Origin of the sequence: Streptococcus sp. HMSC066F10 (assembly GCF_001813805.1) — a bacterium.
GTDB classification, from domain to species: domain Bacteria; phylum Bacillota; class Bacilli; order Lactobacillales; family Streptococcaceae; genus Streptococcus; species Streptococcus vaginalis.
Map to the genome: position 1 here is coordinate 34,864 of NZ_KV813960.1, position 13,178 is coordinate 48,041.

Annotated in this window: 15 protein-coding genes; 1 reads left to right on the top strand and 14 read right to left on the bottom strand. The window is 41.0% G+C overall.

Going from position 1 to position 13,178, the window contains the following annotated elements; translation table 11 throughout:
- Positions 1-125 precede the first annotated feature (125 nt).
- The 10 genes from HMPREF2933_RS03050 to HMPREF2933_RS03095 all read right to left on the bottom strand — a co-directional run bounded on the left by HMPREF2933_RS03050 (position 126) and on the right by HMPREF2933_RS03095 (position 9,684).
- Positions 126-689, bottom strand: coding sequence for a nucleotidyltransferase family protein (locus HMPREF2933_RS03050; RefSeq protein ID WP_024052877.1), 564 nt, complete (start codon positions 687-689; stop codon positions 126-128).
- A gap of 1 nt (position 690) precedes the next feature.
- Positions 691-1,689, bottom strand: coding sequence for a Holliday junction branch migration DNA helicase RuvB (gene ruvB, locus HMPREF2933_RS03055; protein ID WP_024052878.1), 999 nt, complete (start codon positions 1,687-1,689; stop codon positions 691-693).
- 158 nt (positions 1,690-1,847) lie between these two features.
- The gene (locus HMPREF2933_RS03060) at positions 1,848-2,885 is read right to left on the bottom strand and encodes an aldose epimerase family protein (RefSeq protein ID WP_024052879.1); all 1,038 of its coding nucleotides are present in this window, start codon (positions 2,883-2,885) and stop codon (positions 1,848-1,850) included.
- 42 nt (positions 2,886-2,927) lie between these two features.
- A complete protein-coding gene (gene lacD / locus HMPREF2933_RS03065; RefSeq protein WP_070672479.1) occupies positions 2,928-3,929 on the bottom strand; it encodes a tagatose-bisphosphate aldolase in 1,002 nt (333 codons plus the stop codon).
- A 10-nt stretch (positions 3,930-3,939) separates the two neighbouring features.
- Positions 3,940-5,109, bottom strand: a complete 1,170-nt coding sequence (locus tag HMPREF2933_RS03070) for an SIS domain-containing protein (RefSeq protein ID WP_024052881.1) — start codon at positions 5,107-5,109, stop codon at positions 3,940-3,942.
- 166 nt (positions 5,110-5,275) lie between these two features.
- The gene (locus HMPREF2933_RS03075) at positions 5,276-5,680 is read right to left on the bottom strand and encodes a PTS sugar transporter subunit IIA (RefSeq protein WP_024052882.1); all 405 of its coding nucleotides are present in this window, start codon (positions 5,678-5,680) and stop codon (positions 5,276-5,278) included.
- A gap of 17 nt (positions 5,681-5,697) precedes the next feature.
- Positions 5,698-6,525 carry a PTS system mannose/fructose/sorbose family transporter subunit IID gene (locus HMPREF2933_RS03080; RefSeq protein ID WP_003036938.1) on the bottom strand — a complete coding sequence of 276 codons (828 nt, stop codon included), beginning with the start codon at positions 6,523-6,525 and terminating at the stop codon, positions 5,698-5,700.
- Entirely contained in the window at positions 6,512-7,405 is an 894-nt protein-coding gene (locus tag HMPREF2933_RS03085; protein WP_024052883.1) for a PTS mannose/fructose/sorbose/N-acetylgalactosamine transporter subunit IIC, read from the bottom strand. Before HMPREF2933_RS03085 ends, HMPREF2933_RS03080 begins: the two co-directional genes overlap by 14 nt.
- Positions 7,406-7,423: 18 nt before the next feature.
- Entirely contained in the window at positions 7,424-7,900 is a 477-nt protein-coding gene (locus HMPREF2933_RS03090; protein ID WP_024052884.1) for a PTS sugar transporter subunit IIB, read from the bottom strand.
- Entirely contained in the window at positions 7,897-9,684 is a 1,788-nt protein-coding gene (locus tag HMPREF2933_RS03095) for a glycoside hydrolase family 35 protein (protein ID WP_070672484.1), read from the bottom strand. The genes HMPREF2933_RS03090 and HMPREF2933_RS03095 overlap by 4 nt, the downstream gene beginning before the upstream one ends.
- 159 nt (positions 9,685-9,843) lie before the next feature.
- Between HMPREF2933_RS03095 and HMPREF2933_RS03100 the strand changes: the two genes are divergently transcribed.
- Entirely contained in the window at positions 9,844-10,560 is a 717-nt protein-coding gene (locus HMPREF2933_RS03100; protein ID WP_003032072.1) for a GntR family transcriptional regulator, read from the top strand.
- A gap of 403 nt (positions 10,561-10,963) precedes the next feature.
- Here the strand turns inward: HMPREF2933_RS03100 and HMPREF2933_RS03105 are convergent, their stop codons facing one another.
- From HMPREF2933_RS03105 to dhaL, 4 genes are all read right to left on the bottom strand, one after another.
- A complete protein-coding gene (locus HMPREF2933_RS03105; protein ID WP_024052886.1) occupies positions 10,964-11,401 on the bottom strand; it encodes a DUF6568 family protein in 438 nt (145 codons plus the stop codon).
- A gap of 98 nt (positions 11,402-11,499) precedes the next feature.
- On the bottom strand, positions 11,500-12,213 hold the full coding sequence (locus HMPREF2933_RS03110; protein WP_070584543.1) for an MIP/aquaporin family protein: 714 nt from the start codon (positions 12,211-12,213) through the stop codon (positions 11,500-11,502).
- A 12-nt stretch (positions 12,214-12,225) separates the two neighbouring features.
- On the bottom strand, positions 12,226-12,600 hold the full coding sequence (gene dhaM, locus HMPREF2933_RS03115) for a dihydroxyacetone kinase phosphoryl donor subunit DhaM (RefSeq protein WP_070241464.1): 375 nt from the start codon (positions 12,598-12,600) through the stop codon (positions 12,226-12,228).
- Positions 12,597-13,178, bottom strand: a complete 582-nt coding sequence (gene dhaL / locus HMPREF2933_RS03120) for a dihydroxyacetone kinase subunit DhaL (protein ID WP_024052889.1) — start codon at positions 13,176-13,178, stop codon at positions 12,597-12,599. The genes dhaM and dhaL overlap by 4 nt, the downstream gene beginning before the upstream one ends.

A 13,178-nucleotide genomic window follows, 5' to 3' on the forward strand; every position in this document is an offset into this window, starting at 1 on the left:
TAGGGAGATTATTATGAAAAAGAAAAGTTTTTAGGAGTTCAAGTTAAGCTCTTCTCAACTTGTGATTATAGTATACCGATATTGACTTAAATTTTTCTTAAAGATTTTACTATTTTTGAGAAATTTTAAAGAAATTCAATTTGAAGATTGTTCCACTTCTTCTGCCAATTCTTTTTGCTCAGTCGTTGTTCATAAAGAGCTTTTCTCGCTGGATCTGTTAAGAAATGCGGAGTCGGCTGAACACGAAAATGGAGAATGTCGTCTAAGCCATAAGGCGCAAAGAGTTCCAGCTGTCTATTATCCAACAAACGTAAACCCACAGCTGTACAGCGCTCTGGATATTTACTCATGGCATCTTGCGAGCTAGTATAAGATTGGGTATTTGGACTGTAGATATGCATATAGACTTGATTATTGACTTCCCAATGGTAATGTGGAAATTCTCGCTTGAGTCGATTTTCAATATTGAGCGTTTCCTCGTAAGAAATATCTGGGTCAAAGAAGATTACATCCACATCCGTCTCCGTATCAAAGCCGGGCTTGTCCGACAGAATATTCCAGATGACATTTCGTACTGAACCAGCACAAAGCCAGCTGTCTTTCAATTGCAAGTCATAGATAATCTGTAAGATAGTCATCATATCTCGGTCTGATGAAAACGCATGTAAAATCTCTTTTTCAGATAGCATGTTATTTCTCCAAATATTCATAACCCAAATGCTCGTAAGCCTTACGGGTTGCCACGCGCCCTGTTCGAGTTCGCATAACAAAGCCTTTCTGGATCAAATAAGGCTCATACATATCTTCGACCGTTTCTTGCTCTTCTGCGATATTGATAGACAGAGTCCCCAGACCAACTGGCCCGCCACCATACACTTCAATCATGGTCTTGAGAATCTTCTGATCCACATAATCTAGACCTTCCTGATCCACATCCAGCATCGTCAGGGCTTGATCAGTAATTTGGTCATCAATTAGTCCGTTGCCCATAATCTGAGCAAAATCTCGTACACGTTTAAGAAGCCGATTGGCAATCCGAGGCGTGCCTCGGCTACGCAGAGCTAATTCTTCAGCTGCTTCATGCGTAATCTCCATTTCAAAGATGTCTGCCGTCCGCTCCACAATCTCCGTCAAATCTGCTTCTGCATAATATTCCATGTGACCAGTAATGCCAAAACGAGCCCGTAAAGGATTGGACAGCATACCAGCTCTGGTCGTAGCGCCAATCAAGGTAAACGGTGGCAAATCCAAGTGAACACTACGACCGGTCTCGCCAGAGCCAATCATAATATCAATGTAAAAGTCCTCCATAGCGCTATAGAGCACCTCTTCAACAGACATAGGCAAGCGGTGAATCTCATCAATAAAGAGAACATCTCCCGGCTCCAAATCGTTCAAGATTGCCACCAAATCGCCCGCTTTCTCAACAACTGGACCCGAAGTTTGCTTGAGATTGACTCCCAGTTCATTGGCAATGACAAAAGCCATAGTGGTTTTTCCCAACCCTGGAGGTCCAAAAAGCAACGTGTGATCTAGCGCTTCATCTCGCATTTTAGCTGCCTCAATGAAAATTTTCAGCTGATTTTTGACCTTGTCTTGCCCAATATATTCTTGTAAATACTGGGGACGCAATGTGCGCTCTACGAGCTCCTCGTCTCCCATCAATTCATTATCCAAAATTCTACTCATAAATACTATTATAGCAAAAAATCAGGTTGGTAAGCTGGTTTAACCTTAGATTTTACAAATAGAAATCGAAGGGAATGAGATTATGATGATATTTGATGATACTAAATGTCTTAATCAAAAACGACAGAAAAATGTACTGCCGTTTTTAATATTCATTTTCATTTGCTTGTTGCATGATAAATGGTTGTGCTGGTAAAAACCTCACCTGCTTTCAAGATAACATCAGCCTTCAGGTCGCTGTGAATGGCATCTGGTAGGGCTTGGGTTTCAAGAGCCAAGCCATTGTGTTGAATCATGGATTGTCCATTTAAAATGACTGTATCATCTACAAAGTTTGCTGAGTAAGTCACTAGGCATGGCGCACTTGTTTTAAATGTCAAAAGGCGACCGGATTTAGGATCGTACAAGGAACCTGCTTCTTTCTCTCCTTTTTTCAATGCAAACGGATGATCCAAGCCAGACACAATCTGAATCTGCTCATCTTGATTGGCAAAAATATCCTTAAAAGCTACACCTTTTATTAGATCTTTGACAAACCCCCGCTCTGAATCTGGCATTTTAGCAGGCACGCCGTCCGGTGCGATTGGAAATACACCTAAGGTATTCAACTGCAAGATACAGTTATCAATTGGTTGGCTGAAATCACCTGATAAGTTGAAGTAACTGTGATTGGTTGGATTGACCAAGGTATCTTTGTCCGTCTGAACTTGGTAAGAAATCTCTAACTCACCTAGTTCCGTTAAAGTATAAGAAACCCAGACTTTCAGATTTCCCGGAAAACCACCCGTTCCATCTGCACGTTCGGTATAGAAAGTGACGCCTTCATTTGTGACTTCCTCAACTTGAAAAATAGCACTATCCCAGCCAGTAGAACCGCTATGATTGCAATTTTCTGCGTTGTTGACTTCTAACTGATAGGTTTCGCCATTTAGCTCAAACTGTGCTTTTGCAATCCGTCCTGCAACCGGTCCGACGCTTGCACCATATTTAGGGCTGTTGCCTACATAGGCATCAAAATGATTAAACCCCACCACGATATTTGCAAATTCATGATTTTTGTCCGGAGTGGCATACTCTAAGACAGTCGCACCATAAGTCATGACTTTCAAACGATAGCCCAAATCATTTTCAAATGTATAAGAGACAATATTTTGCCCTTGAAATGTTCCAAAAATAGCTTCTTGATAAGATTTCATACAACTTTCCTTGTTTTTATTACAAATTTAGGTTTGCCTATTTTAAATTTTTAGTTTTTCCGTCCACGAAACAGCTGTTTCACGTAAAACACGATTCAAGTCTTCAATATTTTGACGCCCCGCTTCATCTAGCCAAGCTTTAGCTGCATCTGTTCCTTGATCTGCAAAGACCGTAACTGCGTCTTTCCAAGTCGCACGTCCGCAAAGGACACCGTTAAATTGAGAACCCGCTTCATGCGCCACTTTGAGCGTTTTCTGGAAAAGCTCTATGCTAACTCCAGCACTCAGGAAAATAAAGGGCAGATGAGTTGCATCAGACTGCTCTTTGAAAAATGTCTTGGCTTCTGCGAGGTTGTAGACAGCTTCAACTCCGCCTTTCGTAAACCCTTCGACAAAATTCATATTGACCGGTACTTCCACTTTCAAAACATCAACATTGTAGCGCGGATTTGAAAAGAGTTTCATGGCTTCATTGACCTTTTGCGGTTTTACTTTCGCATAATCTGCATCTACTACATTATCACGCTTTGCATCATACGTCAATATTTCAAGGAAATAAGGAATGTTTTCTGCCACACATTCACTTCCTACGCGCTCTACCCAGGCTTGCTTGATGTCGTTGATTTCAGGCTTATCATCTACATCATAGTAAATCAAAACCTTGACCGCATCAGCGCCCAACTCTTTCATGCGTTTGGCTGACCAATTTGGTAGCAAGTCTGGCAAGCGACCTTCTGTTGTCGCATCATAGCCTGTTTTTTCATAAGCAACAATAAGACCGCATTCTGGCGCACGTAATTTGGTAGCAGGTACACCGAATTCTGGATCCAAAAGGATAGAAGTAGCATACGGAGTCAACTGACTGGAAATCAATTGTTTAAATTCAATGAGCGCTTCATTTCCTGATACAGCATGTGCGCCACTTGCCAGCATTTTTTTTAACGAACCTCTCTGGTCAATCGCCAAAGCCCCAATAATGCCATTTTCATATGAAAGATTCTTTAAGTGTGCTAATTTTTCGTGACTAATCTTTAATTTTTCCATGGGTTCCTTCCTATTCTTTATCAAATGAGTGAATGATGACGCCTTGTACAACACGGTTGACGGTGCCTGTCGGAGACGGTGTGTCTGGACGATTGTTCACTTTGAGGGCTGTCAACAAGGCAAATAATTGACCATAAACAATATAAAGGAATACGCGATAAACATCATCTGCTAGCTGTTGACTAGAAAAAATGACTTGTTCAACATTTTCCAAATCTTCTTTTTGATCTGTCAATAGAATCACCTTGCGGGCAATCTCATCTCCGGCTACTTCTCGTACTAAGTCAAGGTCGTATAATTTGGTGTAGGAATCTGTCGAGCCAAACACCACAACGACCGTTTCTTCATTCACTAACGATTTTGGACCGTGACGGAATCCGACTGGGCTTTCATACATCGTCGCCACTTGTCCTGCGGTCAATTCCAAAATTTTCAGCTGGGCTTCATGCGCTAAGCCAAAGAAAGGACCTGCTCCCAGATAAATGACACGATTGTAATCCAAGGAAACCATCTTTTGAATGGCTTCTGCCGAGTCTAACATTTCTTGGCTCAAGGCTATCAAAGTAGAAACTTTTTCGGCTTTTGCAGCTAAATCTGCTTTGTCAAAGACGAGCAAGGCTGTCAACATCATAGACGTAAAGCTAGAAGTCATGGCAAAGCCAACATCATTTGACGGTGCAGGTTGGAGCAAGAGCAAATTGCGTTCGTCACCGTGTGCTTGCTGGGCTAATTTACCTTCTTCGGCACATGTAATCGTGATTTGGTAAAGTTCCTCAACTATGTCTTTTGCCAAGTCAACTGCCGCAACACTCTCTGGTGAATTGCCGCTACGAGCAAAGGAAACCAAAATGGTCGTCACTTCCTTGTGCAGATAAGCAAGCGGATTAGCGACAATATCTGTCGTTGCAATGGCATTAAAGTTCCACTTGCGTTCATCGTAAATCTTTCTGAAATAAGGCAAAAGGGTATCTCCGACATAGGCTGATGTCCCAGCCCCTGTCAAAATAACCTTGATATAATCATACTTTTCATCAATATTATTCAGAAAAACAGCAATCTCATCAGCTTGCACTTTATAATTTTCAAAAGCCGTCTGCCAAACTTGCGGCTGTTGATAGATTTCCCGTGTGGTGATTTCCGCACCTAATTCAATTAAGTCTTCCTTTGTATAATCTAGCATGGGTCTCCTTTCTGCTTTGCAATGCTAACTAAAAGAAAGGGAGCGGGAAAATGATGATTTTAAAGAAATCCATTTTCTTGCCCCAGCCCCCTTAGTTATACAGATTGCTCATTGGAGCAATTCAAGCAAGGACGTGTTTTTCAGCGACTATTAGCTGGACACTCCTTTATTCATCTTCGTCATCGTTCATTTCTGCTAATACATCATTGACTTTCACGATGTATTTGTTCGCTTTTTCGATATATTTTGCTTCTACGCCAATCAGGGCAGAATTGATAAATTCAATCACCATTGGCATATTCATCCCTGCATAAAGTTCAATTTGGAGTCCTTCCAAAATCAGACGGCTAACGACATTGCAAGGTGTTCCACCAAGCAGGTCGGCAAAGACGATATAATCATCTAAATCTTTTACAGTCGCTAAAAATTTAGCCGTAAAGTCGTCTATTCCTTCTTTCGGAAGTAAGGGAACTGTATGAACGAAGTCCAGTGGCCCCATAATCATTTCGGTGCTTTTTTTCAATTCTTCACAAAAGCGACCGTGACTGACCAATACAAGTTGTTTTGTCATTTATAGAGAAGCTCCTTTTAAACACCTAAGATTGGTGTATGAGTAAAGTGTGAAAATGCAGAAACACCAATTGCAATAATAATCACGATAAAGATTGCTTTTGTTGAATTCATGCCTTTCTTACCAAGCAGCCAATAAACAAAACCTGTAAACAATGCTGGCACCAAACGTGGGAAGATTTTATCCAATGTTTCTTGAAGATTGAAGGTGACACCACCGAAGCTTTGTGTATAGGTAAACTTAAAGTTAATCATCGTAGCAATCAAGGCCGCCACCATGAAAACACCAAGAACTGTTGCAGCATCTGTGATGGCAGACAATTTGTCCTGCATGGTTGTAACTAATTTCACCCCTTCTTTGTGGGCAAACTCTAATTGTTTCCAACGGAAGACATTGATTGCGATTGTCACAGCTATCCAAAGGAAAATTCCAAGAGGATTGCCTTCAACAGCAAGTCCAGCAGCCAGACCACCCATAATAGCAGGAATAGTAGAACCAAAAATCGCATCGCCAATCGCGGCAAATGGCCCCATTAAACCAGTTTTAATCCCTGTAACGGTATCTTTAGCCGCAACTCCTTCATTTTCTTCAAGTGCTAGGTCAATCCCTGTTACTAAAGTATGGAAAAAGTTAGATGTGTTGAAGAATTGCGTATGTGTCCGCATCATTTCTTTTAATTCTGGCGTACCGTCTCCATATATCTTGCGCAATTGCGGCAAAATCATATAAAGATAGCCTGACGCTTGCATACGCTCGTAGTTCCAACCCCATTGGAAAGTAAAGAGACTACGACGGTTGATTTGTTTAAAATCTTCTTTTGTTAATTTGTAATTAGAGTTCGTCATCGTCAATTTCCCCACTTTCTGATTGTTCTGCAGCAACAGTCACCATTTGTTTATTAGTTGCATTTTTATAATTGATTGTTGCCAAGGCAAAGCCAATAATCGCAATTCCAATCATTGGTAGGCCTTCAAATTTTGCACCACCAAGAGCTGTGGCGATTTGTTTGACAGCTCCTGAAGCAGCTGCCAATGTTGAAATATAATCAAAAACAACTTTCAACATAGCTGTAATGGCAAAACCTAAACCAAGATAATGAAGATTTTTCTTGACTGGAAGGTAACGAAGCAAAATTGCAAAACCGACACCAGGAAGCATTTTACCTGCAAGAATCAATCCGTCTGCAATCCATTGTGCATTATTGGCAAGCCAGTCTGAGAAGGCTTTTACAGCGTCTCCACCGAGCCACAAAGCCAGAAATACTGGAAGGGCACGTGAAAGTCCCCATGGAATAGCACCTAATAAGTAATTGCGTTCAATGCCTTTATAGTCAAATTTTTCAACCGCTGCATCAATACGATGTGCAAAGTAAGTCGTAGAGAACCGTCCAAGGACGTCTGTATAAACTAGCAAGGCTGCTACCGGAACGGCAATAGCTGAAATAGCGAGTTCTGATTTCATACCTGTTGCCACAGAGAATGCTGTTGCAAGAACCGCACCAGAAGTTGCATCAATCCGAGAGGCACCACCGAATGTACCAACCCCAAGCACAACGAGTTGGAGACTACCACCAATAAACAAACCAGTCTTCAAATCTCCCATGACCAGACCAGTGATAAAACCTGCAAAAACAGGGGAGCCAGCTGATGAGTTAATCGTCAACTCATCCAAAATTTGATACGCTGAATACAGCGTCAGTAAGAGAATTTGCCACCATTGTATCATAACAATGACCTCCTAAATTTATTTCAATAATGTCATAAAGTCTTCAACTGGATCATTTGGAACCATTTGAGCTGTTATTGTCACACCTTTTTCATGCAACTTGTTAAATACTACCACGTCTTCATCTACCACGTTAATTGAGCGTGTGATAGAACGCGTTTCAGATGTCTGCGACATATTGCCCACATTGAGCGTTTCGATTGGCACGCCTGCTTCTACTAATTTCAAAAAGCGGTCTGGCTTTCTCGCAACAATGAGCAGGCGTTGGCTATCATATTTGCCGGCTAGAATATTTTCTGCTGCTTTTGCAACTGGTAAAACACTCAATTTCACACCAGCTGGTGTCGCCAATTTCAAGCCGCTTTTTTCAATAGCATTTTCTGCTACTTCATCATCTACTACCATGATACGTGAGATGTTTAATTTTGTAGTCCAAAGATTGGCTACTTGCCCATGGATCAAACGTCCATCAATCCGATTCCCTACAATTGTCATAATTTTGCCCCCTTTATTGTTTTAAATGTAGGTTTGTGAACTAAATGAATAAATTCGCTGTATTTCCCTTCAGTTTCAAAAATAATGATACGATTTTTTCCGATAGTTAAGAGACCATGTGGAATATACAGCGATAAGGTCGGTCCGACATCCCAGAAGCGACCGATATTGACACCATTGACAAAGACGATTCCTTTGCCAAAGTGGGTCAACTCCAGATAAGTATCTTTAAGCGCTTTCAATTCAACGTCAAACGCATAGAAAGCTGGCTGATTTTCATGCCATTCTTTCGTAAAATCAATTTTTTCTGGATTTTTCAACTCTAATGGATACTGTTTCCAATGGAGCATAAAATGAAGATCTTTGCAAACTCCTGTGCGAATACCTTTATGCTGGCTTTCTGTCAAAAGTTTATGCCCATAGTTAACACGCCCCATGTTCTCCATCAAAATATCCAATAGATGTGTTGACTGTTTCTGCTGCGAAACTAAGATGTCTTCACCAATTTCTGTCTGGTACTGAGTTTTGATACGGTTTCCATCTACAAAAAGTTGCATCCGATCACGCCCATTGATGACACGAATCCGTTCCTCGTCCGCATCCCATTCCGCTTCTGTACGATAGAGTAGATAGCCAACATTTTGTCCCAGCTCCTCCATGTTCATAGGGTACAGACTTTCGATTGGCTGCGCTACATCTTCTAAGGTTTCAAATAAACTAACTTTCTCACTAAGCGGAATATCCTTTAACTCAAACGATTCTTTTACCAAAGGTTCCATTTGTGGATATTCTGGATAATATTTTTTTAACATTCGCTGAATAGCAAAGTATTTAGGCGCTGGGGTTCCTTGTTCATCAAGGAGAGCTTCATAATCATAAGACGTCACTTGTGGCAGGTCAATGCTTCCTCGCGCTGAACAGCCATTCATGAAACCAAAATTTGTCCCCCCATGAAACATATAAAGATTGATACTGCCTTGTTGCAAAACTTCGTGAACCGCTTCAGCCAACTCTTCTGGATCTCGTGTGATGACCGGCTCCTTCCAACGATTGAACCAACCGTCCCAAAATTCCATACACATGAGCGGCCACTTCTTGCCATGTTCATCAAAGAATTCCTGCATCTGCGCGAAATTTTCTTTTGCTTTGGAGCCAAAGTTCCCCGTTACAAACACATCATCCTCAATAAGCGTCCCTGCCCGCAAAGTGCCTCGCCAAGGTCCGTCTGACGTAAAGAGCGGACAAGTCACACCTCGCTCTAGCATCATATCTCGAACAACTCTCAAATATTCCTTATCTTCGCCATACGAGCCATATTCATTTTCGACCTGCATCATGAGAATGTTGCCGCCATTTTCCAAAAGATGCGGGACTAAGCGCGGAAGCAATTCATCATAATAGCTAGCAACTGCGGCAAAATAAGCAGGGTCAGAAGAACGAATTCTCATCTCCTCCTTCAAAAGCCAAGCCGGCAAACCACCGAATTCCCATTCTGCACAAATATAAGGTGACGGACGAAGCAAGGCATACAAGCCTAAATCTTGAGCAATTTGAAGAAATTTCTCCAAATCCAAGATCCCCTCAAAGCAAAACTGCCCTTTCTGAGGTTCATGAACGTTCCAAGGAATGTAGGTTTCTACCGTATTAAAGCCCAGAGCTTTCAAATTATAAAGCGAATGATACCAATCATCTGGCTGAATCCGAAAATAATGAATGGCACCAGACAATATTTTAAAAGGCTGTTGATTCAGATAAAATTCTTCTTTAATCTCAAATCTTGCCAAACCATTTCCTTCTTTCACATAACATTTTTGTAATCGGTTGCATAGGTTAATATAATATATTTTGTATGAAATGTCAATAGTTTTTGAAAAATTTAACCATTTTAAGAAAAATTATGGTAAAATTTTTTATGAGAGGGAAGCGAAAGAGAGGTGAATAACATGGCAATCCCTAAATACCAATACATAAAAGACGAACTCAAAAGCAAGATTATCTCAGGTCAATTTGAAAACGGAGATAAATTTTATACAGAAGCTGAGCTAATCACAATGTACGATGTGAGTTCTATTACTGTTGTCAGAGCTTTAAATGAGCTAGCAAAAGACGGATATATCATTCGCCAGCAAGGAAAAGGAACATTTGTGTCGCGCGCGCGTAAGCACAAACTCGTTGAATTTTCTGACGTTGAGATATTTCCCACCCAAAATGATCAAGTGACCGTTTTATCAATCGAGCGCGGAAACGACTTGAAATTTCTTGATAAGTTAGATTTGAAGGGACACCAATTTTACTATAAAATCGAGAGACTTCGTAAAGCAAAAGATACCCCTTACATCTATCATCAATCCTATATCCCAGAGCAATATATCAACGCAAATTATCCAAATCTTGAATATTACAGCTCTATCTACAACCGCTTCAAACAAGACTATCATATTCACATGAATGACGAGCATTTTGAAGAAACAAATGAAATAATCTTCCCGACACCAGAAGCTGTTGCAACATTACTGGACATTGACACAAACTTCCCGACCGTCTTCCAAGTAAAAACAACACAGTTAGAAAGTACAGGACAAATTTTAGAGTATAGCGAAGCCTACAAACGTGGCGACTTCTTTAAAATCAAGTTCGTGTCACGCAGTGGAAATCACTAATTATTTTTATGTAAGAAGCTGGGACAAAGTGCTCAGCTTCCTTTGTTTATATATAATCAGAATTATAAGACGCAGTGGTTTGAAGAAGCTCTATTGGCTTTAGTTAATGTAGAGTTTCCCATGCACAATTGATTAGGCACTTTAGTGCCAATCAATCACTGCTGAGTGGACTCTAATACGTTGATAAATCAACTTTTACAGTCCTACTCAACCGTGCGGAGGTGGGACGATGAAATCAAGTTTCTACGAAACTACTGATTTCTGTCCCACTCTCTTTTTTATATCTTGGCATCATTATAACCCGTCTATACCAATTTGAAAAGAATTTTGCTTTGTTTTTTATTTGTCAACTTTTTATCATTGTTATGAAAAAAACAAGATGTGCTGTCATCTTGTTTTTCTCTTATTTATTAAAATTCTCAATTTCTTTAGTAGTCATATTTGCCTTGATCTGCAGTACTTTTTCTTCTGTAAGACCAGTAAATTTCCCAAAATAAGGAACAAATTTTATCTTATATGCCTCACGAAAAGCAACTAACTCTGGCGTCTTTTTCTCACTATCTAAATAATAAAAAGATTTTGTTTTGGCTCGTTGCAGTTGTTTCACAAATCGCCTACAGTGTGGACAAGTTCCTCGCCCAATGTAGAGATAAAAATTTTCACTCTGAGCCTGCTTTTCTTTGAGTTCAGGCACCGTTATCTGGTGAAATTTCGCTACAATAGTTTGATACTCTTTTTGTTCATCTATTCGCTCAGCTGGATCTAGCAAAACTGAATGGCAGGTAACTATTCCGAAAATCAAAAACACTCCAAGTAATTTCAGCCAATGCTTCTTTGCCATCTCTATCCTCGCTATTCTATACAGCTATTATAAAAAATTCAGACAAGAAGCACAAGAAAAGACAAAAAAAGTAGGCCGAAACCTACTTTTGACTAGTTTTAAATGATACCCAAAATGATATTGTAGAGCAAAGCCCCTACGACACCGCCGACAATTGGACCTAGGACTGGAATCCAAGCATAGGACCAGTCAGAATCCCCTTTATTTGCGATTGGTAAAAGAGCATGCATGATACGCGGTCCCAAATCCCGTGCAGGATTGATCGCATAGCCTGTCGTTGGTCCAAGTGAGAAACCGACTGCAAAAATAACTGTTCCTACGATGATTGGACCCAAACCAGCGGCAACTTTATTTGGACCAATTGCCATAATCGTGATGACAAGAATGGCCGTTCCCAGCGCTTCTCCTAAAAAGTTAGAAGCTGTATGGCGAATGGCTGGTCCCGTTGAAAAGCTGGCTAAAATCAAGGCTGAATCTTTCGTTTCAGCCCAATGAGGGTAATAGTGAAGCCATAGAACAAAAGCCGCAGCCATGGCACCCAGCATTTGTGCAAGAATGAACGGAAAAACCTGTCCCCAACTAATCGCTCCAATAGAAGCCATTGCGAATGTGACCGCTGGATTCAAGTGAGCTGGGCTGAAAAATCCAGATACATAAACCGCCACTGTACAAGCAATCCCCCAGCCTAAAACGATAGAAACCCAGCCAGTTCCTTCCTCCTTCGTCTTGCTCAAAACATTCCCAGCAACAACCCCATCACCAAGCAATACTAGGATAAAGGTCCCTAAAAATTCACCGAGATACTGAATCATAATCCGCCTCCTTTATTTCTTAATCTCCAATTCTTTCAATTGTTCTTGGATAGTTACCAAATCTGCACCAGCTTGCAAGAGAGCAGCTGCAGTATAAGCCCCTTCAACAATGGGAACATTATTGATGATGATGTCCTTATCTGAAAAATCTGCCACCAGCTCCAGATTCATGCGAGCCGATCCAAGATCAAAGAAAGCTAAAATCTTCTCCGCTTTGTTGGCTTCCACAACCGTTTGAACTTGTTCAAAACTTGTGCCAATGCCGCCATCTTCTGTACCGCCCACATAGGTCAGCACAATGTCTTTAGCAACTTCTGAAATTAAATCCACAAGGCCTTGAGCAATCCATTTTGAATGAGAAACGATGACAATACCAACTTCTGTCATGCTTTTTCCTCCACTTCTAGCAAGGCTTCAAAAAGTAAGCCTGATGAATACGAACCGGGGTCAATATGTCCGATAGAGCGCTCTCCAACATAAGAAGCCCGACCCTTCGTTGCTTTCATATCTTTCGTCGCTTCAACCAAAGTATGAATGGTTTCTTTAGTCAACTCTCCTTTTTGAAGAGCCATCACCACACCATCCCAGACATCTACCATCGTTTTTTCACCGACGCTTGCTTTCCCACGCTTTTGAATCATATCAAGCCCTGCTTGAACAGCATCTGCCAAGCTAGCAGCTTCTTTTTCAGCCTTCATTATTCCCATGAAAGCTGAGCCGTAAAGAGGTCCAGAAGCCCCACCGACCTTGCTGAGCAATTGCATGGAGACAACTTGAAAGACTTCTGCTGAATTGGTAAAATCTTTTCCTTCCAGATTTTCAACGACAGCGGCCATACCACGCGCCATATTGCCACCGTGGTCTCCGTCACCAATGGGCGTATCTAACTCTGACAGATAGTCTTTGTTGGCTTGAATTTTTTCGTTAAAGAGAAGCATCCATTTCTTTGCTAATGCTGCATCCAT

Bases quoted from the DNA above. Each gene is read 5' to 3' on its own strand.
- HMPREF2933_RS03050 (WP_024052877.1), bottom strand. From the start codon at position 689: ATGCTATCTGAAAAAGAGATTTTACATGCGTTTTCATCAGACCGAGAT.
- ruvB (WP_024052878.1), bottom strand. From the start codon at position 1,689: ATGAGTAGAATTTTGGATAATGAATTGATGGGAGACGAGGAGCTCGTA.
- HMPREF2933_RS03060 (WP_024052879.1), bottom strand. From the start codon at position 2,885: ATGAAATCTTATCAAGAAGCTATTTTTGGAACATTTCAAGGGCAAAAT.
- lacD (WP_070672479.1), bottom strand. From the start codon at position 3,929: ATGGAAAAATTAAAGATTAGTCACGAAAAATTAGCACACTTAAAGAAT.
- HMPREF2933_RS03070 (WP_024052881.1), bottom strand. From the start codon at position 5,109: ATGCTAGATTATACAAAGGAAGACTTAATTGAATTAGGTGCGGAAATC.
- HMPREF2933_RS03075 (WP_024052882.1), bottom strand. From the start codon at position 5,680: ATGACAAAACAACTTGTATTGGTCAGTCACGGTCGCTTTTGTGAAGAA.
- HMPREF2933_RS03080 (WP_003036938.1), bottom strand. From the start codon at position 6,525: ATGACGAACTCTAATTACAAATTAACAAAAGAAGATTTTAAACAAATC.
- HMPREF2933_RS03085 (WP_024052883.1), bottom strand. From the start codon at position 7,405: ATGATACAATGGTGGCAAATTCTCTTACTGACGCTGTATTCAGCGTAT.
- HMPREF2933_RS03090 (WP_024052884.1), bottom strand. From the start codon at position 7,900: ATGACAATTGTAGGGAATCGGATTGATGGACGTTTGATCCATGGGCAA.
- HMPREF2933_RS03100 (WP_003032072.1), top strand. From the start codon at position 9,844: ATGGCAATCCCTAAATACCAATACATAAAAGACGAACTCAAAAGCAAG.
- HMPREF2933_RS03105 (WP_024052886.1), bottom strand. From the start codon at position 11,401: ATGGCAAAGAAGCATTGGCTGAAATTACTTGGAGTGTTTTTGATTTTC.
- HMPREF2933_RS03110 (WP_070584543.1), bottom strand. From the start codon at position 12,213: ATGATTCAGTATCTCGGTGAATTTTTAGGGACCTTTATCCTAGTATTG.
- dhaM (WP_070241464.1), bottom strand. From the start codon at position 12,600: ATGACAGAAGTTGGTATTGTCATCGTTTCTCATTCAAAATGGATTGCT.
- dhaL (WP_024052889.1), bottom strand. From the start codon at position 13,178: ATGGATGCAGCATTAGCAAAGAAATGGATGCTTCTCTTTAACGAAAAA.